The sequence below is a fragment of the Nonomuraea sp. H19 genome (genome assembly GCF_052068215.1).
GTDB lineage: Bacteria > Actinomycetota > Actinomycetes > Streptosporangiales > Streptosporangiaceae > Nonomuraea.
Map to the genome: position 1 here is coordinate 43,077 of NZ_JBQHCV010000016.1, position 22,119 is coordinate 65,195.

Here is a 22,119-nt window from a genome sequence, read left to right on the forward strand (position 1 = left end):
ACCATGCGCTCCCTGACGAGACGGGTCCTCCTCGACACCCGCTACACGCTGGTCGGCTTCCCCACGGCCGTCATCGGCTTCGCGCTCATGATCACGGGCTTCGCGGCCGGCGTGGGCAGCGCGGTGGTCTGGCTCGGCGTGCCGCTGCTGGCCGGCACGCTGATGGTCGCGCGCGGCTTCGCGGACGCGGAGCGCGGCTGGCTGTCCGACGTGCTGAAGCGGCCGCCCGTACGGCCGCGCTACAAGCCCGCGCCGCCGGGCGCGGGCCGCTTCCGCCGCATCGTCAACCCGCTGACGAGCGGCCAGTCCTGGCTCGACCTGCTGCACGGGATCATCAACTTGCCGTTCGCGATCCTGTCGTTCGTGCTCACCGTCGTGTTCTGGGCGATCCCGCTGGCCGGGCTGACCTATCCGCTGTACGGGATCGTCACCTCGCAGATCCCCGGCAACACGGAGCTGCCCGAGCTGCTCGGCCTCGGTGGGGGCTACGTCACCAACTCGATCTTCTACGTCTCCGCCGGCCTGGTCTTCGCGCTGCTCATGCCGTTCATGGTGCGCGGGGCCGCGCTGATCAGGGCCGGGCTCGGCCGGGCGCTGCTGACCGGCGTGGCCGAGTTGCAAGAGCGCATCGACGACCTGGCCGAGGGCCGCGCCGCCGCGGTGTCGGCCGAGGCCAACGCGCTGCGCAAGCTGGAGCGCGACATCCACGACGGGCCGCAGCAGCGGCTGGTGTCGCTGGCCATGGAGCTGTCCAGGGCGCAGCGGCAGCTCGCCAAGGACCCCGAGGCGGCCCAGCTCACGATCAAGTCCGCGATCGCCGCCACCCGCGAGACGCTCGACGAGCTGCGCGCGCTCTCGCGCGGCATCGCCCCGCCCATCCTGTCCGACCGCGGCCTCGCGCCCGCGCTGGCCGCCCTGGCCGGGCGCTGCACGATCCCCGTCGACCTGGACGTGCAGACCGTCGAGCGCTACCAGGCCGCGGTCGAGAACGCCATCTACTTCGTCTGCGCCGAGACCCTCACCAACGTGGCCAAGCACAGCCGCGCCACCGTCTGCACGGTGCAGTTGCAGCGGATCGGCGACGTCCTCATGCTCACGATCGGGGATGATGGGGTCGGCGGCGCGCACGTCGCCAAGGGACACGGTCTCGCCGGACTGGCCGACCGGCTCCGCGCCGTCGACGGGGAGCTGACCGTGCAGTCGCCGGACGGCGGGCCGACATTGATCGTGGCGGAGGTGCCGTGCGGGTAGTCGTGGCCGATGACGCGGTTCTGATCAGGGAGGGCCTGGTCAGGCTGCTGGAGGAGTTCGGCTGTGAGGTGGTCGCGACCGTCGGGGACGGCGACCGCCTCGTGGAGGCGATCGCCGAGCACAAGCCGGACGTGTCGGTGGTCGACGTGCGGATGCCGCCGTCGTTCACCGACGAGGGGCTCAAGGCGGCGGTCGAGGCGCGGCGCAGGGTGCCGGGGGCGCCGGTGCTGATCCTGTCGCAGTACGTCGAGGTCTCCTACGCCGACGACCTGCTCGCCGACGCCCGCGGCGCGGTGGGCTACCTGCTGAAGGACCGGGTCGTCGACGTCGAGGAGTTTCTGGAGGGCCTGCGGCGGGTGGCCGCGGGCGGGACGGTGTTCGATCCCCAGGTGGTGTCCCAGCTCATGGTGCGCAGGCGCAAGGACGACCCGCTGGCGCAGCTCACGCCGCGAGAGCGCGAGGTGCTCGGGCTGATGGCCGAGGGCAAGTCCAACCCGGCCATCGGGCGGCAGCTCGTGATCAGCGACGGGGCCGTGGAGAAGCACATCAGAAGCATCTTCAGCAAGCTCGGCCTCTACGCCGACGACGGCGACCAGCACCGCCGGGTGCTCGCCGTGCTGACCTACCTGCGTTCCTGACCCCGGTTCCCGCGCGCTCGCGGCTCTTCGGGTGGCCCGCCGGGTGGAGCGGGGGCGGCTCCGCTCTCCCGGCTCTGAGGGCCCGCCGGGGACGGCTCGGCGCGGGGGTCCCTCCCCGGTCTGCCGATGGGCCACTGGGGGTTCGGTTCGGGGGAAGTCGCTGGCCGGTCCGCGCGACGCCGCGCGCGGACCTGGCCGCCCGGGGGATTTAGCCGAGCGCGTCGACCAGCTTCTTGCGCTGCTGGGCGCCCAGGCCGCCGAGGCGGCGCTTCTCGTCGACGCCCGCCTCCTCCATCAGCGCGGTGGCCTTGGCCGGGCCGACGCCCTTCACGGCGCGGAGCGCCTGCGACACCTTGATCTTCTTCGCGATGTCGTCGTCGCGCTCCAGCAGCTGCGAGAACGTCATCTCGCCGGCCTTGACCTTGGCGAGCAGGGCGGTGCGGGCGGCGCGGGCCTCGGCGGCCTTGGCGAGAGCCGCTTGACGCTGCTCGGGGGTGAGAGTGGGAAGTGCCATCTCAGTTCTCTCCTCGGGGAGTTTTACGATCGGGTCTCTGTTACCCGTGGTGCAGTGGCTAATCATGGCGGATACCAGCGGTTCGTGTTGCGGAAAGCGCCCGCTCAACCTTTCCGCCACACCGACGCCGCCGCTTCGGCACCCGCCACGTCCCGCGCGAGCGTGCCTCCGCTGACCCCTGTGCCGCCGACCACGCGTTCTCCCTCACCGTAGTCCGCCCACCGCGGGATGCCACCTCAGAATCCCCTGAATCCGCCCCCGGCCAGGCCCGGGAGCCCCCCGCCAGTAGCCGTCGGCGGAGCCGGCTCCGCGGCGGGTCCGCGCAGGGCCACCGCGGTGTACGCCTTGCCCGGCGCGAGCACCGGCCAGCACCTCCATACGCTGCGAAGACACCGGATTTCCGCCCTCGCCGGCGCTCGCCACGGAGACCGCCGCGCCCTTCCCGGTCTTCTGGCTCATGGCGGCCGCGGTCACGCGGAGCGCGAGCCCGAGATTCACCTGTTCGTCCCTCGGGTCGCGATTCTTCCGCCCATCGACCCTTTCATGCGGACAGCATCCCGCCGAGGCCTGGCAAGATCGCGTGGCTCATGGGGGTGAGAGGTGGGTTATGGCGCGCTTTGCCGCTATCGCGTGGAATTCATCACATTCTGCTGGTCGGGCGTGTCGTGACCCTGGTCACGGTGGTTTCCACGCCAGCGGACGAGGCCCTCCGGGGTGAGGAAGGCGTCGAAGACCGACTCCATGGCGCCGAGGAGCGAGCCGCGCCAGCCCAGCGCGGTGCCCTCGATGCGGGGCGGGTGGTCGCGGCGGATGGCCATGAGGCCCGGACGGCAGGACTCCAGCATGGTGTCCCCGGCCCGCTCGTACAGCTCGGCGCCCAGGCCCGACAGGGTGACCGCCTCGGGGTCGTGGGCGTTCACCAGAGCCGCGATGCCGCGGCCCAGCGCACCGGCGTTGGCTTCCACCGCCTCCCGGCTCGTGGCCAGCACCTGTGCGGCCTGCTCGCGGCCCCGGCCGCCGCCGTGGGCCAGGCCGACGTGGCGCAGCAGGGCGTTCACGCCGACGTCCATGCCCCAGCAGCCGGTCGCGCCGCACATGCAGGGACGGTCGCCGCCGGTCAGCGGCATATGGCCGAACTCGGCGCCCCCGCCGCTCGCGCCGCCGAGCGGCCGCCCGTCCACGACCAGCACGCCGCCGAGGTCGAAGTCCACATGCAGGTGCAGCGCCACGCCGACGCCCCGCAGCCGCCCGCGCCGCGCCTCGGCCAGCGCCGCCAGCACGGTGTCGTTGCCCACCACGATCGGCACCCCCGCCGCCGTCGCGGTCGCCGCCGTCCCCTCCATGGCCGGCGGTGGCGCGGCCAGGCCGAGGAGGCGGGGGACGTCGACCGAGCGCCAGCTCAGGTGGGCGATGTCCACCAGGCCGCCGTGCCGGACCGGGCCCGCGAGCGCCACGCCGATCCCGACGACCCGGTGCCCGAACCGTTCCTGCTCGGCGGCGATGGCCTCGCCCAGCGGCACGAGGACGCCCTCCGGCGTGCCGTCGTGCGGGCGTACGGCGAGCACCGTCACCCGGCCGCCCAGCTCGCACGCCGCCAGCTCCCAGGCGTCCTCGCGCACGTCCACGGCCAGCGCCAGCGGCCCGTGCGGATGCGGGCCCGGCACCAGCGTCGGCCGGCCCCGCGCGTGCTCCGGCGCGGGCTCCTCGTGCAGCAGTTCGTCCTCCACCAGCCCGGCGACGAGAACCGACGCCGTCCCTCTCGCCAGCCGCAGGTCACGGGTCAGCTGGGACCTGGTGCGGGTGGCCCCGCAGTCGTGTACGGCACGCAGCAACCTGACCCGGTTGTGCGCGCGGAGTTCGCCACTGGTCGTAGCTCCATTCACGAAACACAGTTTATGCTCTAGCCGTGAACAAAAGTCTCATTGACGCCAAACGCGCCCGTGTCGGAGTTTTCGGGTTCTTCTTCCTGGCCGGATTGGTGATGGGTCTGTGGGCGGCCGGGCTGCCGTCCCTGAACGACCGGCTCGGCCTCGGCCCCGCCCGGCTGGGCAGCGTCCTGCTCCTGATCTCGGGCGGGGCGCTGGTGTCGATGCTGGCGGCCGGGCCGCTGGTGGACCGCTGGTCGAGCCGGCGGGTGTGCTGGATCGCCGGGCCCTTCTCCGGATTGGTGCTGCTCGGGCCCGCGCTCGCGTCCTCGTACTGGGCTCTGGCGGTGCTCGCGGTCGTGTTCGGGATCGGGCTGGGGGTGACCGAGGTCGCCATGAACGCCCACTCCGTCGAGGTCGAGCGCCGCTACGGGCGGCCGATCATCTCGGCCTTCCACGGCACGTGGAGCCTGGGCGGGGCCGCCGGAGGCGCGCTGACCTCGCTGATCCTGCAGGCCGGCGTGGACGCCCAGATCCTGCTGATCGCGGCGGCGCTGGTGGTGCCGTTCCTGTACGTGCCAGCGGCGCGGCTGCTGCTGCCCGATCCGCCCGCGCACGAGTCCACCGACTCCGGAGCCCAGCAGGGCGGCTCCTCGTTGCGCTGGGGGCTGATCGCGCTGCTCGGGTTGGCCGCGTTCGCCGGGCACCTGAGCGAAGGGGCGGCCATCGACTGGGCGGCGTTGCACGCGCGCTGGGTGCTGCAGACCGATCCCGCGATGGCGCCGCTCGCGTACACGATCTTCTCCGTGGCCATGACCACCGTGCGCCTGCTCGGTGACCCGATCAGGGCCCGGCTCGGGTCCGTGCGCACCATCCAGCTCGCCGGGCTGTTCGCCACTGTGGGGTACGCGCTCGTCCTCGCCGCGCCCCTGGCCCCCGAGGCGCTGCGGGTGGTGTGCGCGTGGACCGGGTGGGCGCTGACCGGCGTCGGACTGGCCACCGTCGTGCCGGTGCTCTTCAGCGCCGTGGGCGCGGCCGGCGGGCGGGTCGGGCGGGCGCTGGCCATGGTGACGGCCTTCGGCTACAGCGGGCTGCTGCTGGGACCCGCCGTGCTGGGGTACGTGGCGGAGGCGACGTCGTCGTTGCCGATCGCGCTGATCATCCCGGCCGTGCTCGCCGCTGTGGTGACGCTGGCCGGGGCGCCGGGCATCCGCGCGCTCTCCCGTGCCACCGCCCCGCCCCTGGAGGTGGCCGTCCGCGACTGAGCCGGCACGTGGGCGGGGTCCGGTGCTTCCGGGGCCCCGCAGGCCCGCTGACCTGGTGTTATGTGATCGTGACTTGACCTGTACGTTACACCCAGGTTTCATGTGGCCCACACGCCGTAAACGTTTACAGCGGGTTGCGTCTGGGGAAAGGACAGCCTTGGCCGAGGGACCCACGATCAATACGATCGCCGCGCGCGCCGGTGTCTCGATCGCCTCCGTCTCGCGCGTCCTGAACGGCCTGCCGACCAGGCAGGAGACGGTGCGCAAGGTGATGGCGGCCGCGGACGAGCTCGGCTACGTGCGCAACGCCGTGGCCAGGTCGCTCAAGTCGCGCCGCACCCACCAGGTGGCCTTCGCCATGGCCGACGTGGGCAACCCCGCCTACCTGGCCATGCTGCGCCAGATCCAGCCGGTGCTGAAGGCCGCCGGATACCGGCTCGTGCTGCACTCCACCGACGCCGTCGTGGCCGACGAGATCGACGTGCTGCACAGCCTGGGGGAGCGCTACGTGGACGGGCTGATCATGAGCCCGCTGCGGGTCACCGAGGCCCACCTGGAGATGCTGGCCGCCGCCCGCGCGCCGGTCGTGATCATCGGATCGGTGCCCGAGGGGACGCGCGTGGACAACGTACGCGCCGACTCGCGTACCGGCGTCAGGCTGGCCATCGACCACCTCTACACGCTGGGGCGGCGCCGGATCGGCATGATCAACGGCCCGCTCGACACCGTGCCCGGCGCCGCGCGCGGGGCCGCCTACCGCGAGGCGCTGGGCGACCTCGGCCTGCCCTTCGACGAGAACCTCGTGCAGATCGGCGACTTCTACCGCGAGCAGGGGGGCCGCGCCGTGGCGGAGCTGCTCGCCCGGGTCCCCGACGTGGACGCGCTGATGTGCGCCAACGACCTGATCGCGCTCGGCGCGCTGGACGTGCTGCGGGCCGCGGGCCGGCGGGTGCCCGACGACGTGGCGGTGGTCGGCATGGACGACACCGACCTGGCCGCGGCCTCCTGGCCGTCGCTGACGAGCGTGTCGCTCGGGTCCGCCGAGCGCGGCAAGGCCGCCGCCGAGCTGCTGCTCGAACGGCTGCAGGGCGGTGAGCGCGAGCCCCGGGTGGTCACCGTGCCGCCCCGGCTCGTGGTGCGGGCCTCGACGGCCGGCGTCGCGTACGAAGAGCAAGGGGGCCGGGCGTGACGGCGACCGCGACGAGGCCCGCGCCGCCGAGCCGGTCGCACAAGCGCCCCAAGGGGATCTCGCGCACGACCCGTGAGATGTGGCTGCTCATGCTGCCCGCGCTGGTGCCGGTCCTGCTGTTCAGCGTGGGACCGCTGCTGTACGGCATCGGCCTGGCGTTCACCGACGCCCGCAACACCCGCAACCACGAGACCGCCTTCGTCGGCCTGGACAACTTCGTCGAGCTGCTGGGCGCCGCCGACTTCTGGTCCTCCTTCCGGATCGGCATGATCTGGGCGGTCTCGGTGACCGTGCTGCAGTTCCTGGCCGCGCTCGGCCTGGCGCTGCTGCTCAACGAGAACCTGCGGTTCAGGGGCGTGGCCAGGGTGCTCGCGGTGGTGCCGTGGGCCATGCCGCCGGTGGTCATCGGCCTGATGTGGAAGCTCGTCTACCACCCGGACGCCGGCATCCTCAACAGCCTGCTCGGCACCAACATCAACTGGCTGGCCGACTTCTCGCTCGCGCTGCCCGCGATCATCGTGGTCGGCGTCTGGACCGGCATGCCGCAGACGACGGTGGTGCTGCTGGCGGGCCTGCAGGGCATCCCGAAGGAGCTGTACGAAGCCGGCGAGGTGGACGGCGCGGGCCGCTGGCGGCGCTTCTGGAACATCACCCTGCCGCAGCTCCGCCCCGTGATCGTGGCGATCACCTCGCTCGACTTCGTGTGGAACATCAATCAGTTCGGCCTGGTCTACGTGCTCACGCAAGGCGGTCCCGGCGGCCAGACGCGGCTGCCGATGCTGTTCGCCTACGAGGAGGCCTTCCGCTACCGGTTCGCCGGCTACGCCTCGATGCTGGGCCTGGCCATGGCGATCGTCGTGCTGGCCGTGCTCGGGCTGTACCTGTGGCGGCAGATGAGGGAGACCCGATGAGACGCCTGCCGCAGTACGCCGCGCTGGTCGCGTACGTCGTCTTCCTGGCCTTCCCGCTGGTCTGGCTGCTGTCCACGGCGCTGAAGACGCCCCAGGAGATGGCGCAGGCCGACCCGGCGTGGATCCCGCGGGAGCCGACGCTGGCCAACTTCACCGACGCGTTCGGCGAGCAGGACCTGGTCGGCGCCGCCGGGCGCAGCCTCGTCGTGGCGCTGGTCAGCAGCGTGGTCACGGTGCTGATCTCGCTGCCCGCCGCGTACGCCATGGCCCGCTACCGCGGCCTGCTCAACCGCCTGGCGATCGGATGGGTGCTGGTCAGCCAGGTGTTCCCGTTCATCCTGATCATCATCCCGCTCTTCATGATCCTGCGGGAGATGGAGCTGGTGAACACGCTGCCCGGGCTGGCGATCGTGCACGTGACGTTCACACTGCCGTTCGCGCTGTGGATGCTGCAGGGGTACGTCCGCGCGGTGCCCCGCGAGCTGGAGGAGGCCGCCGCCGTGGACGGCGCGACGCGGCTGCGCTCGATCGTCAAGGTCGTGGCGCCGCTGCTGGCGCCGGGCGTGGTCGCCACGCTGCTGTTCGCGTTCATCTCCTCGTGGAACGAGTTCATGTTCGCGCTCGTCATCCTGCAGAACCCCGACGTCATGACGCTCCCGCTGACGCTGGTGAGGTTCACCGGCCCCGAGGGAGTGGCCAGGCTCGGCCCGCTGGCCGCGGCGTCGCTCATGGCGACGATCCCGAGCCTGATCTTCTTCGCAATCATCCAGCGGCGCCTGAAGTCCGGCCTGATGGCCGGCGCCGTCAAGGGCTAGGAGGCTCATATGCGAATCAAGTCCGCTCTGGCGGCGGCGGCGGTCGTCGCGCTCGCCGCCGCGTGCGGCAGCGGAGGCGGCGGCGGGTCCTCGTCCTCCTCCAACGAGCCAGTAAAGATCAATTTCCTCAGCCTGGCGTGGCAGAAGGAATCCGTCGCCGCGAACAACCAGCTCGTGGACGAGTGGAACAGGGCCAACCCCAAGATCCAGGTCACCTACGTCCAGGGCAGCTGGGACAACGTCAACGACCAGCTCGTCACCCAGTTCGCCGGCGGCACCGCGCCCGACGTCATCCACAACGACTCGCCCGCGCTGTCCGGCTTCGCCTCCGACGGCTACCTGCTGGACCTCAGCGACAAGCTGCCCGCCGAGCTCAAGAGCGACATCCCGCAGGCCGCCTGGGACACCGTCACCTTCGACGACGGCAAGGGCAAGCAGGGCGTCTACGGCGTGCCGTTCCTGCAGGAGTCGCAGGTCATCATCGCCAACAAGAAGCTGCTCGACAAGTCCGGCGTACGCGTCCCGACCCCGGACAGCCCGTGGACGTGGGACGAGTTCTCCGAGGCCGCCAAGAAGATGACCAAGGGCGGCGCGCTCGGCGTGGCCTGGCCCATGAAGTCGCCGGTCAACAAGACCCTCAACCTGGCGCTCAACTTCGGCGGCACGTTCTTCGAGAGCGCCGGCGGCAAGACCACGGTCAAGGTCGGGCCGGAGGAGCGTGAGGTGCTCCAGCGCATCCACGACCAGCTCTACAAGGACAAGTCGGCCGACCCGGCCGCGCTCGGCCAGGGCACCGCCGACCCGCTGCCCGCCTTCTACAAGGGCAAGTTCGCCATGCTGCCCGCCGGCGTCTTCCTCCGCCAGCAGGTCGCCGAGCAGGCGCCCGACGGGTTCGAATGGGTCACGCTGCCCGGGCCCAAGGGCACCTCGGCCCAGCAGGGCGCGGTCTCGCAGACGCTGTCCATCGCCCAGGACAGCAAGCACGCGGACGAGGCCATGAAGTTCATCGCGTTCTTCCTGAACGGCCCCAACCAGGCCAAGCTCGCCAAGGGCGACTGGCTGCTGCCGACCTCGCAGACGGCCGCCGCCGACCCGGCGATGACGGCCAGGGAGAACGGCTGGGACGTGGCCACCGCCTCCGCCAAGAACCTCGTCGTCGCACCGTTCCTCAAGGTCAAGGGGTTCGACGAGTGGAAGAGCAAGGTCGCCACACCGGTGCTGCAGGAGTTCTACGCCAATAAGATCACCATTGACGAGGCCGCCACGAAACTGGTCGATGAGGGGAACAAGGTGTTGGAGCGGTACCAGCGGTGACTTATCGGGCTAAAGCCCGGGGGTGTCTGCTCGGCCTCGCGGCCGGCGACGCCCTCGGGGCCCCGGCCGAGAACCTGTCGCCGGCGGAGATCCGGCGGCGGTGGGGACGGCTCACCGAGATCGAGGGCGGGGGCACGGACGACACCGAGTACGCGATCTTCGCCGCCTCGCTGCTGGTGCGGCATGGGCACGGGCTGACGCCCGCCCTGGTGGCGGACGCGTACCGGACGGAGATCATCCCCCGCGTGACCGGACCGATGCGGGGGGCGGGATTTTCCGAGCTGGGCACCGTCGAAGCGCTTCGACGCGGCCTGGAACCGCCGTTGACCGGGCTGGCGCACTCGCACGGCTGGTCGGACGGGCTGGCCATGCGGGCCGCGCCCTACGGGATCTTCTGTCCGGGGGATCCGGCGGAGGCCGCCCGGCTGGTGGAGCAGGACGGGATGGTCAGCGGTTCCGGCGAGGGCATACTCGGCGGGCGGGCCGTCGCCGGAGCGGTGGCCGCCGCCATGGGCGGGGCCTCTGCCGGGGACGTGGTGCTCGCCGCGCTGTCGGTCATCCCGGCCGACTCGTGGACGGCGCGGAACATCGTACGGGTCCGCGAGGTGCTCGGCCGATCGGCGGCGGACGCCCCGGGCGTCGTCGAGGCCCTGCACGAGGCCGTCGTCGTCAGGCACTACCCCTGGACCGACGTCGCTCCCGAAGCCGTCGCGCTGGCCCTGGCCGCGTTCCTCGCCGGCGACGGGGACGTCGAGGCGTCGGTGACGTTCGGGGTGAGCCTGGGCAGGGACGCCGACACGATCGGGGCCATCGCCGGAGCCGTCGCGGGAGCCGGGCAGGGTGAGGGCGGCGTGCCCCGGCGCTGGGCCGCCAGGATCGGACCCGTGACAGGCAAGTGCCTGCCCGTCGTGGCCGGAAAACACGTGCTGGACGTCGCCGACGAGCTGGCGAGAGGACTGTAGATCACGATGTCGGGGGACAGGATCAGAGGGGCCTTCGCGGGGCTCGCCGTCGGTGACGCCGCGGGCTGGCCCGCCGCCAGGCACCGGTCGGCCCTGCACGCTCCCTGGAGCAGGCGCCTGCACAGAGAGCTCGACGCGTTCGCGGAAGAGCACCGGGTCACCACGCTGCCGGTGCCGTTCGCGCTCAACCAGCCGACCGCGCCGCTGGCCATCGGCCCGTCCGACGACGCCGAGTGGCTCGCCTGGACGGCGCTCACGATCGACCGGCCGAGAGCCGAGGCGTTCAGGGAGCTCATCGGCGGCGACACGCGGGCCCGGATCTCGGTGGCGACCGCGCTGGACAACCTGGCCAAGGGCGTCGAACCGCCCGCGTCCGGGCACGACAACCCGCACCACTTCGACGACGCCGCCGCCGTCAGGGCCGTCGCCTTCGGGGCCCTCGGGAGGGACCCCACGCAGGACGCCCAGGTGACGAACGCCGCCGACGGGATCCGCGGCGCGCAGGCCATGGCCGCCGCCGTGGCCGAGGCCGTGGCGTCGGGCGAGATCCGGCAGGCCGTGGAAGCGGCCCTGGCCGTGCTGCCGCAGGAGACCGCCATCGGGCACAACGCCCGCGTGGCGCTGGCCGTCGCGCGCAAGGCGGGCGATCCGTTCGGCGCGGTACCCGCGCTGGACGCCGCGCTGCTCGACCACGTCTACAGCTACGGCGTGGGCGCCGCCCAGACGGTCCCCGTGGCGCTGGCGCTGGCCGAGGCGGCGGACGGCGAGCTGAGCAGGGCCGTGCCCGCGGCGGCGTGCCTGGCCGCGCTGGCCGACTCCGCGCCCGCGCTGGCCGGAGCGCTGACGGGGGCGTGCGGCGGGTACGCGGCCATCCCGGAAGGATGGGCCGCCGCGGCCCGTACGCTGGCCGGCTGTTGCCTGCCCGGTCTGGCGGGCAAGGATCTGATCGACCTAACGGAAGGAATCGCATGACGCCGCTTGAGGACAGGGCAACCGGCTGCGTGGCGGGGGCGGCGGTCGGTGACGCGCTGGGCGGCGCCACCGAGGGCTGGACCCCCGAACAGATCGTGGACAGGTACGGCGGCCGCGTCGAGGGCATCGTCCCGCCGTTCAACGAGGACTGGCGCAACGCCCGGCCGATCGCGCCGTACCACAAGGGCGACGGCCACATCACCGACGACACGCTGATGACGCACGCCCTGATCCGCGTCTACGAGAAGGCCGGCGGGCACCTCGACGCGTACGCGATGGCCGACCACCTCGTGCCCGAGCTGATGGGCGAGCGGCGCTGGATCCCCGAGCTGGAGGCCGAGGCGCTGCCGCTGCAGCGGATCTTCCTGGCCGAGAAGTGGATCGTGGCCCGGCTGCACTACGGGCACGTGGACCCGCGCGAGGCCGGCGTCGGGAACATCGTCAACTGCGGCGCCGCCATGTACATCGCGCCCGTCGGCATCGTGAACGCCGCCGACCCCGACGCCGCCTACGCCGAGGCCGTCGACCTGGCCGGGGCGCACCAGTCCAGCTACGGCCGCGAGGCCGCCGGGGTCATGGCCGCCGCCGTGGCCGAGGCCATGCGGCCGGGCGCCACGGTCGACTCCGTGGTCGCCGCCTGCCTGCGCCTGGCCAAGGACGGCACCAGGGCCGCCATCGAGTCGGTCTGCGAGGCCGCCGCCGGGCTCGGGCACTGGGACGGGTCGTTCCAGGCGCTGCGGGCCGCCATGCGGCCCTACGACACGGTCGCCGACACCTACCGCGACCAGGGGCTGGGGGCGCGGCGGCCGAGCCGGACGCACAGCATCGAGGAGCTGCCGCTGGCGCTGGGATTCCTGGTGATCGCCAAGGGCGGCTACCGCGACACGGTGCTGGGCGGCGTCAACTACGGGCGCGACGCCGACTCGATCGCCTCCATGGGCGGGGCCATCGCGGGGGCGCTCGGAGGACTGAGCGCCGTACCGGCGGAGTGGGTGGAGCAGGTGGGCGTGGCCAGCCGTACGGACCTGGTGGCTCCCGGGCGCGCCATCGCGGCGGTGGCGCGCCGTGTGCACGCCGCCGACCTGGTACGCCGCCGCGCCCACGAGGCCGCCTTCGCCGAGCTCGACCGCGGATGATCCGGCTCACCTGGGTCCAGCCCGAGGACCTGATCGGGCACGAGCTGCGCCAGGCCGCCGAGGACGGCAGGGACGGCGGGCTCGTACGGGAGATCGCGGCACGGTGGCACGCGGCGGGCGGGCACGACGCCCCGCCGCGCGCCGGGGCCTCGGAGCCGGGGGCGGCGCGGCTGCGCGGGCTCGCCGAGGAACTGCTGGACGAGCTGGCCGCCATCCCGTCGCCGCCGGCCGAGCCGTCGGACCTGGCCGGCATCATCGCGGCCTGCCCGGACTGGCCGGGACGCGAACCTGGATCGGCCGCCGTGGATCCGGAGCGGGTGCTGGGGGCGTGGCTCGGGCGGGCGGCCGGGTGCGTGCTCGGCAAGCCCGTCGAGAAGATCCCGCGCGACGGCATCAGGCGGATCGCCGAGGCCACCGGCAACTGGCCCATCCGCGGCTGGTTCACCGCCAAGGGCCTGCCGGACGACATCGCGCGCCGCTGGCCGTGGAACCGCCGCAGCGCCGTCAACTCGCTGGCCGAGAACATCGACGGCATCCCCGAGGACGACGACCTCAACTACCCGCTGCTGGCCCTGTCCTTGCTGGAGCGCCACGGCCGCGCCTTCACCACCGACGACGTGGCCAGGCTGTGGCTCGACGAGCTGCCCGCCGGCCGTACGTTCACCGCCGAGCGCATCGCGTACCGCAACCTCCTGAACGGCGTCGAACCCCCGCGCACGGCCGCCCACCGCAACCCGTTCCGGGAGTGGATCGGCGCCCTGATCCGGGCAGACGTGTACGGCTGGGTCAACCCGGGCGACCCGGCCACGGCCGCCGAGTACGCCTGGCGCGACGCCCGGCTCACACACACCGCGAACGGGATCTACGGGGCGATGTTCGTGGCCGCGATGTGCGCCGCCTCGCTGGTGGCCACATCACCCGAGGAGGTCGTACGGGCGGGACTGTCCGTGGTGCCGCCGGCCTCGCGGCTGCACGAGGCGGTACACCTGGCCGCCGCGGACGCCGCCCGCGAGGAGGACTTCGAACGGGTCGTCGACCTCCTGCACGGGAGGCACGGCGCCCTGCACTGGGTGCACACGATCAACAACGCCGCCCTCATCGCCGCCACGCTGATCCACGGCCGGGGCGACTTCACCGCCACGATCGCCGGAGCGGTCGCCGGCGGCTGGGACACCGACTCCGCGGGAGCCACCGCCGGATCCATCGCGGGCGCGCTGAACGGCGGCGTGCCCGACCGGTGGCGCCTGCGCGACAGCCTGGCCAGCAGCCTGACCGGGTTCGACGGGGTGAGTCTCGGTGAGCTGGCCAGGCGGACTCAGGAGATGATGCAGGCATGATCTCGGTTTTCGGCAGCGCCAACATGGACCTCGTCGCCTACGTCGCCCAAGCCCCCAAGCGGGGCGAAACGGTCACCGGTCACCGGTTCCGCACCGTGCCCGGCGGCAAGGGCGCCAACCAGGCCATCGCCGCCGCGCGGGCGGGCGCGCAGGTGGCCTTCCTCGGGGCGGTCGGCGACGACGGCTTCGGCGCGGAGCTGCGTGCCACGCTGGCGGGGGCCGGCGTGGACGTACGCGGCCTGCGCCAGGTGCCGGGGCCCAGCGGCATCGCGCACATCGTGGTCGACGACGACGGCGGCAACTCGATCATCGTCGTGGCCGGCGCGAACGGCACCGTCACCAGCCCGTCGGGCGACGACCTGGCCGCGATCGCGAGCTCGCACGCCCTGCTGCTGCAGCTGGAGCTGCCCATGGACGCGGTCGTGGCGGCGGCGGAGGCGGGCCGGGCGGCCGGCGTGCCCGTCATCCTCACCCCGGCGCCCGCCCAGCCTCTGCCCGGCGAGCTCCTCGACGCCGTCACGTTGATCGTCCCCAACGAGCACGAGGCCGCCGCCATCACCGGCGTCGCCGGCGCGGACGCCGCCCTGGACGCGCTGCTGGAGCGGGTGGAGGAGGCCGTCATCACGCTGGGCTCCGAAGGCGCCCTGTACGGGTCGCGATCGGGGGAGCGGTTGCGGATGCCGGCAGCCGAGGTGAAGGCGGTGGACACGACGGCGGCGGGGGACACGTTCGTCGGTGCTCTGGCCGTGGCCAGGGCGGAAAGGCTGCCCGTGGCGGACGCCCTGCGCTTCGCCTCCGCGGCGGCCGGGCTGTCGGTGCAGCGCGAGGGCGCCAGCACCTCGATGCCCCACCGGCGGGAGATCGAGGACGCGCTTCAGGATCGCTCGTAGCGCAGCAGCACCGTCCGCGAGTCGAACGTCCTCGACTCCACCAGCCGCAGGTCGACCCGGTCCTTCGGCGGCAGGAACAGCTGCTGGCCGCCGCCGAGGAGGACCGGGTGGACCATGATGTGGTACTCGTCGATCAGCCCCAGCTCGGTGAGCGCGGACGCCAGCCGGGAGCCGCCGTTCAGCAGCAGGTCCTTGCCGGACCGCCGCTTGAGCTCCGCGACCTCGTCGGTGAGGTTCCCGGAGATGATCCGGGTGTTCCAGCCGGCCTCCAGCAGCGTCGCGGAGAAGACGACCTTCGGGGTGCTGCGCCAGATGGGCGCGAACTTCAGGTCGTGCGGGTGGTCCGACATCGATTCGGCCTGCGGCCACCAGCTCGACATCATCTCCCACACGACGCGCCCGTACAGGAAGGTGCCGACCCGCTCCTGGACCTCATCCCCGTACGCCGACAGCTCCGGCCCCATCTGCGCCCAGTCGAACTCGCCGTTCGGGCCGTGGATGTAGCCGTCGGCGGAAGCGTGGACCCAGTAGATGAGCTTGCTCATTTCGCGCTCCTTGTCGCTGTGCTTTCGCGAGGAGGTCGGAGCCGTCCCGGGGTTCTCTACATCCTCCGGAAGAAATTTCCCGGTCAGTTCCCGGGCGTCCCAGGCGTGCCGCACCGGGGCCGGCCGGGCGGTCTCCCCGGCGAGCAGGCCCGGCTCGACGCCGCCGCCGGGCAGGTGCCACGCGGGCAGGTTCGTCCGGTGCGCGCGGGGCAGGTGGTGACTATGAGCGAAAAGCCCGAAGACCTGCCGGAAGCGGTGAGCGGCGTGGAAGGGGAGAGCGACGTCGTCGCGAAGCGGTCCGGCGCCGGCACGCCGAAGACCCGCCGCCCCATCCCGGCCGACCCGCCGGAGGCGCAGGACGTGCCCGAGAGCGAGGAAGCGCCCGAGGACGAGGACGTGATCCGCCCAGACGCCGGCCCCACCGGCTGACGCCCCGCCGGCCCGCTGGCCGGCGATGCCCGGCCGCTGTCGCGGTACCGCCAGGACACGGGCCGGAGACCGGCCGTCGTGAGCGCGCTGTCGGGCTGAGCGATGAGCCGAGGGACGGGCGCCCTGGGGCGGGTGCCTCGGCGGCGGAGTCAGGAGCGGTCGGTGTGCAGGTGGGCGAGGGTCTGGTCCAGCTCGGCCTGCAGGATCCCGCTGGCCGCGTCCGCGTCGCCGTCCCGGATCGCCGTCACCAGCGCCGCGTGCGACCCGTGCCCCGGATTCCGATCGTGTTCGCGCAGCTCCAGCAACTCCACCACGTCGATCAGCCGCCCCCGCAACGCCGGTGCGAACTCCGCGAACAGGTCAGTGAGCACCGGGTTGCCGGCCGCCGCCACGACCGCCGCGTGCAGCGCGATGTCCGCGTCCACGAACGCGGCGTCGTCCCCCGCCGCCGCCCTCGCACGCGCCTCCAGCGCCGCCTCCATGGCCGCCACGTCCTCGCCGGTACGCCGCTCCGCCGCCAGCCGGGCGGCCTGGACCTCGACCAGCATGCGGACCTCGTACACGTCCGTGATCGCGGCTCGCCGCAGCCGGGCCGGCCAGTCCTCGGCCGGCTCCGTGGCGATCACGAACACCCCGGACCCCTGCCGGGCCTGCACCAGCCCGGCCCCTGCCAGCGCGCGCAGCGCCTCCCGGACCGTGGAGCGGCCCACGCCGAGCGCCTTCGCCAGGGCGTTCTCCCCAGGCAGCCGGGTGCCGACCGGCCACGCGCCCTTCATGATCTCCTCGCGCAGTTGCTGGGTGGCCTGCTCGACGAGCGGGCTTGGACGGAGAGCGCCGAGTGCCATCGGATAAACCTCTCAGGTTGTCTGAGGACCTGTGGTGTGGTTAGTGTAGCGCCCATGACGTCGCACGGTCTCCTCCTTGGCCGCCGCGTCGGGGCCTGACCGGACCGGCACCCCGCCGCGGTGGGCGAAGCATGCCGGTCGGATCCCCTCCACGGACAGGAAAAGACATGTACGTCTGGAACAGGCAACGCCCCAGCACCATGCCCTACCACCGCTACCGGCCGGCCCACGAGCGGGTCGAGGTGCCGCTGACCGGCCGCGCCTGGCCGGCGAACCGCATCGCGCACGCCCCGCTTTGGGTGCCCGTCGACCTGCGCGACGGCAACCAGGCACTGGCCGAGCCGATGGACCCGGAACGCAAGCGGCGGATGTTCGACCTGCTGGTGAGCATGGGGTTCAAGGAGATCGAGGTCGGCTACCCCTCATCCAGCCAGCTGGACTTCGACTTCGTCCGCCACCTGGCCACGCCCGGCGTCGTGCCGGACGACGTGACCGTGGTGGTGTTCACGGCCGCCAGGCATGACCTCATCGAGCGCACGTACGACTCGATCGAGGGCCTGCCCCGCGCGGTCGTCCACCTCTATACCCCCACCGCCCCCACCTGGCGGGACGTGGTGCTCGGCCATGACAGGCGCGAGCTGCGCACGCTGATCATGGGCTCCGCCCGGCACGTGGCCCGCCTGGCGGGGGACCGGGACGTGCGGTTCGAGTTCTCGCCCGAGGTGTTCAACCTCACCGAGCCCGACTACGTGCTGGAGATCTGCAACGACCTGACCGCCCTGTGGGACGCCGCACCGGACCGCCCGGTGATCCACAACCTGCCGGCGACGGTCGAGACGGCCACGCCCAACGTGTACGCCGACCAGATCGAGTACATGCACCGCCACCTGGACCGCAGGGACGCGGTGATCTTGTCGGTGCACCCGCACAACGACCGCGGCACCGGCGTGGCCTGCGCCGAGCTCGCCCTGCTGGCCGGGGCGCAGCGGGTGGAGGGCTGCCTGTTCGGCAACGGCGAGCGAACCGGCAACGTGGACCTGGTGACGCTCGCGCTCAACCTGCACTCCCAGGGCGTCGACCCCATGATCGACTTGACCGACATCGACGGCATCCGGCGTACCGTCGAGCACTGCAACCGTCTGCCCGTCCCCGACCGGCACCCGTACGCGGGCGACCTCGTCTACACCGCCTTCTCCGGCACCCACCAGGACGCGATCGGCAAGGGCCTGGCCCACCACGCCAAACGGGCCGCCGAGCTGGGCGTCCCTCCGGAACACGCGCCGTGGGACGTGCCGTACCTGCCGATCGACCCCGCCGACGTGGGCCGCGGCTACCAGGCGGTCATCCGGGTCAACAGCCAGTCGGGCAAGGGTGGCATCGCCTACCTCCTGCGCACCCACTACGGCGTGGAGCTGCCCCGCCGCCTGCAGATCGACTTCTCGGCGGTCGTCCAGCAGGCCACGGACGGCAGCGGCGAGGAGATCACCGCCCAGCAGCTCTGGGAGCTCTTCCACGCCACCTACCTGGCTCCGGGGGAGACCAGCGCGCTGGCCGAGTGGACGACGGCGCAGACCGGGCCCGGCGTCCACGAGTTCGCCGGCACGCTTCGCTCGGGCCGCCGCCTGCACGGCACCGGCAACGGCCCGCTGGCGGCGCTGGCCGCCGCGCTCGCGGCCGACGGCATCGAGGTCGACATCCTCCACTACGCCGGACACGCCCTGGAACCCGGCCAGGGCAGCCGGGCCATCGCCTACGTGGAGGCCCGCGTCGGCGACACCACCTGCTGGGGCGCGGCCCAGGACACCTCGGTCCTGACGGCCTCGCTCCACGCGGTGCTCGCCGCCGTCAACCGGGTGCTCATACCCGCTGCTCGCAGCGGTTCTTGAGACTCTCCGCCTCAGTGCTCCCGCCCGGCCGTCTCTGGGGTCAGGTAGGCGGCGCACTCGTCCCGGTACTGCAGGGTACGGGCGCGCAACCGCTTGGGGTCGGCGAGCACGGCCCTGGAGACCGAGGGCACGACGGCATGCCGTACCGGCGCGAACAGCCGCGCCACGTCGGCGGGAGAGGCTCCTTGGGCGCCCAGCCCCGGAGCGAGGATGGGCCCGTTGAGGTCGGTCAGCGAGTGCTCCAGCTCGGGCAGCGTGGCCCCCATGACCACCCCGACGGGACCGAACGGGCGGTGGCCCGCGTTCGCCGCGGCGGCCCCGGCCAGCACCTGGCCGGCCACCAGCCGCTGCAGCGTCGCGGCCTCCGCGTTGGAGGTGCGGGCCAGCACGAACACGCCCGCGTCGTTGGCGACGGCCGACTTGATCGCCCCCTCCAGCGACCCGAACCCCAGGTACGGGCTCAGCGTCACGGCGTCCACGGCCAGCGGGCTGCCCCGGTCGAGGTACGCCTCCGCGTACGCGGCCATCGTGCTGTCGATGTCGCCGCGCTTGACGTCCAGCAACACCAGCGTCCCCGCCTCGCGCAGGTCGGCGATGGCGCGTTCCAGCACGGCGATGCCGCGGCTGCCCCAGCGCTCGAAGAAGGCCGACTGCGGCTTGACCAGGGCCGCCACGTCGGCCACCGCGTCGACGACCGTGCGGCTGAAGCGTTCGAGACCGGCCGGCGAGTCATCGAGCCCCCAGGCGTGGAGCAGCGCCGGGCTGGGATCGATGCCCACACAGAGCGGTCCGCGCTCGTCCAGCCTGGCTCGCAAGCGCGTCCCGAACGTCTCGTTCATCACAGTCCCTTCGCGGTGTTCCTTCGGTGACGATAGGGGACCGCTCGCGCCGCGTGAACGGGTGAGCGGCCGTTCCCGTTCGCCAGTCTTCCAGGAGTGGCCTCCGGGGTAGATCAGCAGACATGTACGAGATCGCCCGTCGAGTGCTGGTGCTGCGTACCGATCCGCCGCGTGACGTCGTCGTCACCGTAGGCGTGCCGTATGAGGAGCCGACCGGGGAGTGGTCGTGCCCTTACCGAATCGACGGTCTCGACGGGTGGGAGCATGAAAGGAAGGTCACGGGGCTCGACTCGCTGGAGGCGATCGAGCTGGCGACGGTGATGGTGCGGGCCGCGCTGGCCGGCTCGCACGAGGCCAAGGAAGGGCTGCTGATCTGGGAGGACGCGCCGCTGACGGGGCAGTGGGCGCGGACGGTGTACGTCAGCTGGGACACCGAACAGGACATCGCCTATATCGCGATGAAGCACGAAATAGTCCCAGGAGAGGCCGTAGAACAGGTCGTGGCGGACGACGTCGTCCTCGACTACGGGGACTCTGGGCGGCTGCTCGGCCTGGAGATCACGAACGCCGCCGCCCGGCTCCCCTCCGAGCTGCGGATGTGATCACCGGGACGTCAGCCAGCGCCAGCGTGGCAGCTCCAGCACGACCGTGACGGCGGCCAGCACGGACACCAGCGCGGCGGCGAACACGTGCCAGGCGGTCCACGCCGCCGCCACCGCGGCCACGAGCTGCAGCACGACCAGCGCGATCGTCACGTATCCGGGCACCGCGACGATCACGTTCCGCTTGTCGCCGGGGGTGGAGAACACCGTCGGCAGCCCGATCAGCACCACGACGGACAGCACGGCCAGCGGCACCGAGTGCGGCGCGAGCGCCCACGGGGTCGCGACCCAGGCGACAAGCTCGGTGGCGAACCGGAACGCGGACGCGACGCGGTCGTCCGGGCGAAGGGTGGAAGACACCCGCGTATTGTCCCCTACGCAGCCCGGCCCCGCGCGGGGGGTGCCCGCCCAAGCCCGTGGGCGGGCACGTGGCACTCACGCGTCGTCGTCCGAGACGCGCGAGGCGCCCTCGCAGTCGCTCGGCGCCTTGCTGAGCACCTGCAGCAGGCCGCCGCAGGTGCTCAGCGGCAGCGACACGGGCTCGACGATCTCGTCGTTGAACACGGTCACATTGCCGATGAGAGGCGCGGGGCCGGCGCTGCGGGGCGCGTCGCCGGCGTACGCGGCGCCGGTCGGCAGCACGCTCGCGACCGCCGCGAGCGCGAGGCCGCCCGTCATCCTCGTCAGCACGCGCATCCCTGGCGCGGGCCGCCCCCGGCTAGGCGGCGGCCCGCTCCTGCTGCCGGTTCGCGGGCCGGTCGCCCTGCTCGCTTTCGTGGTTGGGGCGCCCGCCCGCCATGATCCGATCGATGAAGGCCAGCGCCAGGGCCGAGACCACGAAGGTCAGGTGGATCAGCGTTTTCCATAGCAGTTCCCTGTCGGTGATGGCCGGTCTGGCCGCGTTGATGAAGATCTGCAGGAGATGGATGGAGGAGATGCCGATGATCGCCATGGCCAGCTTGACCTTGAGCACGTTGGCGTTGACGTGGGAGAGCCACTGCGGCTGATCGGGATGCCCCTCGATGCGCAGCCGCGAGACGAACGTCTCGTAGCCGCCGACGATGACCATGATCAACAGGTTGGAGATCATGACCACGTCGACGAGGCCAAGCACGATCAGCATGACGGTGGTCTCGGGAGGCGAGCCCCCGAATCCGAGATGGATCAGGTGGGCCAGCTCCACCATGAAGCGCCACACGTACACGAACTGGGCGACGATCAGCCCCAGGTAGAGCGGCACCTGGATCCATCGGCTGAGGAACATGATGTAGCCGACACGTGTGAGCAACGTCCGCGGCCCTCCCGGCGTGCCTGCCACGGGTAGCTGCGCGACGCTCACTACGACGTGAGGAGGTTGACGTGCTGGACCCAGGTCTGGACGTCGACGAGCGGCGAGCCACCGGCGCCGAGCTGGTCGAGGGCGATGGGGGGCGCGGCGGCGGCCGCCAGCGCGAAGGCGGCGACGGCGGTCAGGACTCGGATCTTCAACGGAACTCCCTTGCTGCTGCTCTTGCGCTTGCCGGATGAGGGGAGAGGAGGCCGGGGCACCGGCCCAGGCCGGCGCCCCGGCCGGTCGGGTCAGGGATGGAGGCAGTGGATGACCGGCACCTCGGCCGGTACGCCCGGATTGGCCGGGTCGACCACCGTCGTGATTTCGAGCACGGCGCCGGCCGCGCAGAGGGGCAGGCCGACAGGGTCGACCACGGCGTGGGCGGCGGGCGCGGCGAGCAGGGTCAGGCCACCGGCGACGATCGCGACGGTGGTGATCCGACGGGGGGCGGAAAGCATGGAACCTCCTGGGTAACGGTAATGAACAACCCTCCTTTTGCTACCCAGGGTAATCATTGAATAACACACAGTCATGTAAGTTGTTCAGGGCGTGGTTTTCCAGCCGGGCCGAGCAGGCTGCGGCCG

At 72.4% G+C, this 22,119-nt stretch carries 25 protein-coding genes; 15 read left to right on the plus strand and 10 right to left on the minus strand.

Translation table 11 applies throughout. The annotated features are described in order from the left end of the window. The first annotated feature begins 3 nt into the window (after positions 1 to 3). Positions 4 to 1,251 carry a sensor histidine kinase gene (locus ACTMTI_RS31840; RefSeq protein ID WP_441124338.1) on the plus strand — a complete coding sequence of 416 codons (1,248 nt, stop codon included), beginning with the start codon at positions 4 to 6 and terminating at the stop codon, positions 1,249 to 1,251. Further along, complete coding sequence (locus ACTMTI_RS31845) at positions 1,242 to 1,889, plus strand: response regulator transcription factor (protein WP_441124339.1); 648 nt, start codon at positions 1,242 to 1,244, stop codon at positions 1,887 to 1,889. The genes ACTMTI_RS31840 and ACTMTI_RS31845 overlap by 10 nt, the downstream gene beginning before the upstream one ends. Before the next feature lie 208 nt (positions 1,890 to 2,097). Here ACTMTI_RS31845 and mihF read toward each other — a convergent pair whose 3' ends face one another. Beyond that, positions 2,098 to 2,403: an integration host factor, actinobacterial type gene (mihF, locus tag ACTMTI_RS31850; RefSeq protein ID WP_138718251.1), complete on the minus strand. Its 306-nt coding sequence runs from the start codon at positions 2,401 to 2,403 to the stop codon at positions 2,098 to 2,100. A 623-nt stretch (positions 2,404 to 3,026) separates the two neighbouring features. Next, positions 3,027 to 4,286 carry an ROK family transcriptional regulator gene (locus ACTMTI_RS31855; RefSeq protein ID WP_441124340.1) on the minus strand — a complete coding sequence of 420 codons (1,260 nt, stop codon included), beginning with the start codon at positions 4,284 to 4,286 and terminating at the stop codon, positions 3,027 to 3,029. Positions 4,287 to 4,309: 23 nt separating this feature from the next. Here ACTMTI_RS31855 and ACTMTI_RS31860 point away from each other — a divergent pair, with 23 nt between their 5' ends. From ACTMTI_RS31860 to rbsK, 10 genes are all read left to right on the plus strand, one after another. Continuing rightward, the gene (locus ACTMTI_RS31860; protein ID WP_441124341.1) at positions 4,310 to 5,533 is read left to right on the plus strand and encodes an MFS transporter; all 1,224 of its coding nucleotides are present in this window, start codon (positions 4,310 to 4,312) and stop codon (positions 5,531 to 5,533) included. Positions 5,534 to 5,690: 157 nt separating this feature from the next. After that, positions 5,691 to 6,722, plus strand: a complete 1,032-nt coding sequence (locus ACTMTI_RS31865; protein WP_441124342.1) for a LacI family DNA-binding transcriptional regulator — start codon at positions 5,691 to 5,693, stop codon at positions 6,720 to 6,722. Further along, complete coding sequence (locus tag ACTMTI_RS31870; protein WP_441124343.1) at positions 6,719 to 7,633, plus strand: carbohydrate ABC transporter permease; 915 nt, start codon at positions 6,719 to 6,721, stop codon at positions 7,631 to 7,633. The genes ACTMTI_RS31865 and ACTMTI_RS31870 overlap by 4 nt, the downstream gene beginning before the upstream one ends. Continuing rightward, positions 7,630 to 8,448 carry a carbohydrate ABC transporter permease gene (locus ACTMTI_RS31875; protein ID WP_441124344.1) on the plus strand — a complete coding sequence of 273 codons (819 nt, stop codon included), beginning with the start codon at positions 7,630 to 7,632 and terminating at the stop codon, positions 8,446 to 8,448. The genes ACTMTI_RS31870 and ACTMTI_RS31875 overlap by 4 nt, the downstream gene beginning before the upstream one ends. Before the next feature lie 9 nt (positions 8,449 to 8,457). Then, complete coding sequence (locus ACTMTI_RS31880) at positions 8,458 to 9,762, plus strand: ABC transporter substrate-binding protein (protein WP_441124345.1); 1,305 nt, start codon at positions 8,458 to 8,460, stop codon at positions 9,760 to 9,762. Continuing rightward, positions 9,759 to 10,724 (plus strand): ADP-ribosylglycohydrolase family protein, encoded by a 966-nt coding sequence (locus ACTMTI_RS31885; RefSeq protein WP_441124346.1) that lies wholly within the window; start codon positions 9,759 to 9,761, stop codon positions 10,722 to 10,724. Before ACTMTI_RS31880 ends, ACTMTI_RS31885 begins: the two co-directional genes overlap by 4 nt. A gap of 6 nt (positions 10,725 to 10,730) precedes the next feature. Next, positions 10,731 to 11,696 (plus strand): ADP-ribosylglycohydrolase family protein, encoded by a 966-nt coding sequence (locus ACTMTI_RS31890; protein WP_441124347.1) that lies wholly within the window; start codon positions 10,731 to 10,733, stop codon positions 11,694 to 11,696. Then, on the plus strand, positions 11,693 to 12,832 hold the full coding sequence (locus ACTMTI_RS31895) for an ADP-ribosylglycohydrolase family protein (protein ID WP_441124348.1): 1,140 nt from the start codon (positions 11,693 to 11,695) through the stop codon (positions 12,830 to 12,832). Before ACTMTI_RS31890 ends, ACTMTI_RS31895 begins: the two co-directional genes overlap by 4 nt. Continuing rightward, complete coding sequence (locus tag ACTMTI_RS31900; protein WP_441124349.1) at positions 12,829 to 14,169, plus strand: ADP-ribosylglycohydrolase family protein; 1,341 nt, start codon at positions 12,829 to 12,831, stop codon at positions 14,167 to 14,169. The genes ACTMTI_RS31895 and ACTMTI_RS31900 overlap by 4 nt, the downstream gene beginning before the upstream one ends. After that, the gene (rbsK, locus tag ACTMTI_RS31905; protein WP_441124350.1) at positions 14,166 to 15,059 is read left to right on the plus strand and encodes a ribokinase; all 894 of its coding nucleotides are present in this window, start codon (positions 14,166 to 14,168) and stop codon (positions 15,057 to 15,059) included. The genes ACTMTI_RS31900 and rbsK overlap by 4 nt, the downstream gene beginning before the upstream one ends. Here the strand turns inward: rbsK and ACTMTI_RS31910 are convergent. After that, positions 15,044 to 15,604, minus strand: coding sequence for a dihydrofolate reductase family protein (locus tag ACTMTI_RS31910; protein ID WP_441124351.1), 561 nt, complete (start codon positions 15,602 to 15,604; stop codon positions 15,044 to 15,046). The two genes, rbsK and ACTMTI_RS31910, sit on opposite strands and share 16 nt — an antisense overlap. Before the next feature lie 222 nt (positions 15,605 to 15,826). On the opposite strand from ACTMTI_RS31910, the gene ACTMTI_RS31915 reads away from it, so the two are divergent. Further along, positions 15,827 to 16,033 (plus strand): hypothetical protein, encoded by a 207-nt coding sequence (locus ACTMTI_RS31915; RefSeq protein ID WP_441124352.1) that lies wholly within the window; start codon positions 15,827 to 15,829, stop codon positions 16,031 to 16,033. A gap of 149 nt (positions 16,034 to 16,182) precedes the next feature. Here the strand turns inward: ACTMTI_RS31915 and ACTMTI_RS31920 are convergent, their stop codons facing one another. Continuing rightward, positions 16,183 to 16,878, minus strand: a complete 696-nt coding sequence (locus ACTMTI_RS31920; protein ID WP_441124353.1) for a FadR/GntR family transcriptional regulator — start codon at positions 16,876 to 16,878, stop codon at positions 16,183 to 16,185. 167 nt (positions 16,879 to 17,045) lie between these two features. Between ACTMTI_RS31920 and ACTMTI_RS31925 the strand changes: the two genes are divergently transcribed. After that, the gene (locus ACTMTI_RS31925; protein WP_441124354.1) at positions 17,046 to 18,764 is read left to right on the plus strand and encodes a 2-isopropylmalate synthase; all 1,719 of its coding nucleotides are present in this window, start codon (positions 17,046 to 17,048) and stop codon (positions 18,762 to 18,764) included. A gap of 11 nt (positions 18,765 to 18,775) precedes the next feature. On the opposite strand, the gene pyrF is transcribed toward ACTMTI_RS31925, so the two are convergent. Beyond that, entirely contained in the window at positions 18,776 to 19,603 is an 828-nt protein-coding gene (gene pyrF / locus ACTMTI_RS31930; RefSeq protein WP_441124355.1) for an orotidine-5'-phosphate decarboxylase, read from the minus strand. A gap of 122 nt (positions 19,604 to 19,725) precedes the next feature. Between pyrF and ACTMTI_RS31935 the strand changes: the two genes are divergently transcribed. Further along, a complete protein-coding gene (locus tag ACTMTI_RS31935) occupies positions 19,726 to 20,205 on the plus strand; it encodes a DUF2283 domain-containing protein (protein ID WP_441124356.1) in 480 nt (159 codons plus the stop codon). Here the strand turns inward: ACTMTI_RS31935 and ACTMTI_RS31940 are convergent, their stop codons facing one another. The 5 genes from ACTMTI_RS31940 to ACTMTI_RS31960 form a co-directional block, all read right to left on the minus strand. After that, positions 20,206 to 20,565, minus strand: a complete 360-nt coding sequence (locus tag ACTMTI_RS31940; protein ID WP_441124357.1) for a hypothetical protein — start codon at positions 20,563 to 20,565, stop codon at positions 20,206 to 20,208. A 75-nt stretch (positions 20,566 to 20,640) separates the two neighbouring features. After that, positions 20,641 to 20,895 carry a hypothetical protein gene (locus ACTMTI_RS31945; RefSeq protein WP_441124358.1) on the minus strand — a complete coding sequence of 85 codons (255 nt, stop codon included), beginning with the start codon at positions 20,893 to 20,895 and terminating at the stop codon, positions 20,641 to 20,643. Positions 20,896 to 20,923: 28 nt separating this feature from the next. Then, the gene (locus ACTMTI_RS31950) at positions 20,924 to 21,493 is read right to left on the minus strand and encodes a TIGR00645 family protein (protein ID WP_441124359.1); all 570 of its coding nucleotides are present in this window, start codon (positions 21,491 to 21,493) and stop codon (positions 20,924 to 20,926) included. 50 nt (positions 21,494 to 21,543) lie between these two features. After that, a complete protein-coding gene (locus ACTMTI_RS31955; RefSeq protein ID WP_441124360.1) occupies positions 21,544 to 21,693 on the minus strand; it encodes a hypothetical protein in 150 nt (49 codons plus the stop codon). Between the two features lie 90 nt (positions 21,694 to 21,783). Next, positions 21,784 to 21,993: a hypothetical protein gene (locus ACTMTI_RS31960; RefSeq protein WP_441124361.1), complete on the minus strand. Its 210-nt coding sequence runs from the start codon at positions 21,991 to 21,993 to the stop codon at positions 21,784 to 21,786. Between the last annotated feature and the right edge of the window lie 126 nt (positions 21,994 to 22,119).

Bases quoted from the DNA above. Each gene is read 5' to 3' on its own strand.
- ACTMTI_RS31840 (WP_441124338.1), top strand. From the start codon at position 4: ATGCGCTCCCTGACGAGACGGGTCCTCCTCGACACCCGCTACACGCTG.
- mihF (WP_138718251.1), bottom strand. From the start codon at position 2,403: ATGGCACTTCCCACTCTCACCCCCGAGCAGCGTCAAGCGGCTCTCGCC.
- ACTMTI_RS31875 (WP_441124344.1), top strand. From the start codon at position 7,630: ATGAGACGCCTGCCGCAGTACGCCGCGCTGGTCGCGTACGTCGTCTTC.
- ACTMTI_RS31880 (WP_441124345.1), top strand. From the start codon at position 8,458: ATGCGAATCAAGTCCGCTCTGGCGGCGGCGGCGGTCGTCGCGCTCGCC.
- ACTMTI_RS31890 (WP_441124347.1), top strand. From the start codon at position 10,731: ATGTCGGGGGACAGGATCAGAGGGGCCTTCGCGGGGCTCGCCGTCGGT.
- ACTMTI_RS31895 (WP_441124348.1), top strand. From the start codon at position 11,693: ATGACGCCGCTTGAGGACAGGGCAACCGGCTGCGTGGCGGGGGCGGCG.
- ACTMTI_RS31900 (WP_441124349.1), top strand. From the start codon at position 12,829: ATGATCCGGCTCACCTGGGTCCAGCCCGAGGACCTGATCGGGCACGAG.
- rbsK (WP_441124350.1), top strand. From the start codon at position 14,166: ATGATCTCGGTTTTCGGCAGCGCCAACATGGACCTCGTCGCCTACGTC.
- ACTMTI_RS31910 (WP_441124351.1), bottom strand. From the start codon at position 15,604: ATGAGCAAGCTCATCTACTGGGTCCACGCTTCCGCCGACGGCTACATC.
- ACTMTI_RS31915 (WP_441124352.1), top strand. From the start codon at position 15,827: ATGAGCGAAAAGCCCGAAGACCTGCCGGAAGCGGTGAGCGGCGTGGAA.
- ACTMTI_RS31920 (WP_441124353.1), bottom strand. From the start codon at position 16,878: ATGGCACTCGGCGCTCTCCGTCCAAGCCCGCTCGTCGAGCAGGCCACC.
- ACTMTI_RS31925 (WP_441124354.1), top strand. From the start codon at position 17,046: ATGTACGTCTGGAACAGGCAACGCCCCAGCACCATGCCCTACCACCGC.
- pyrF (WP_441124355.1), bottom strand. From the start codon at position 19,603: ATGAACGAGACGTTCGGGACGCGCTTGCGAGCCAGGCTGGACGAGCGC.
- ACTMTI_RS31935 (WP_441124356.1), top strand. From the start codon at position 19,726: ATGTACGAGATCGCCCGTCGAGTGCTGGTGCTGCGTACCGATCCGCCG.
- ACTMTI_RS31960 (WP_441124361.1), bottom strand. From the start codon at position 21,993: ATGCTTTCCGCCCCCCGTCGGATCACCACCGTCGCGATCGTCGCCGGT.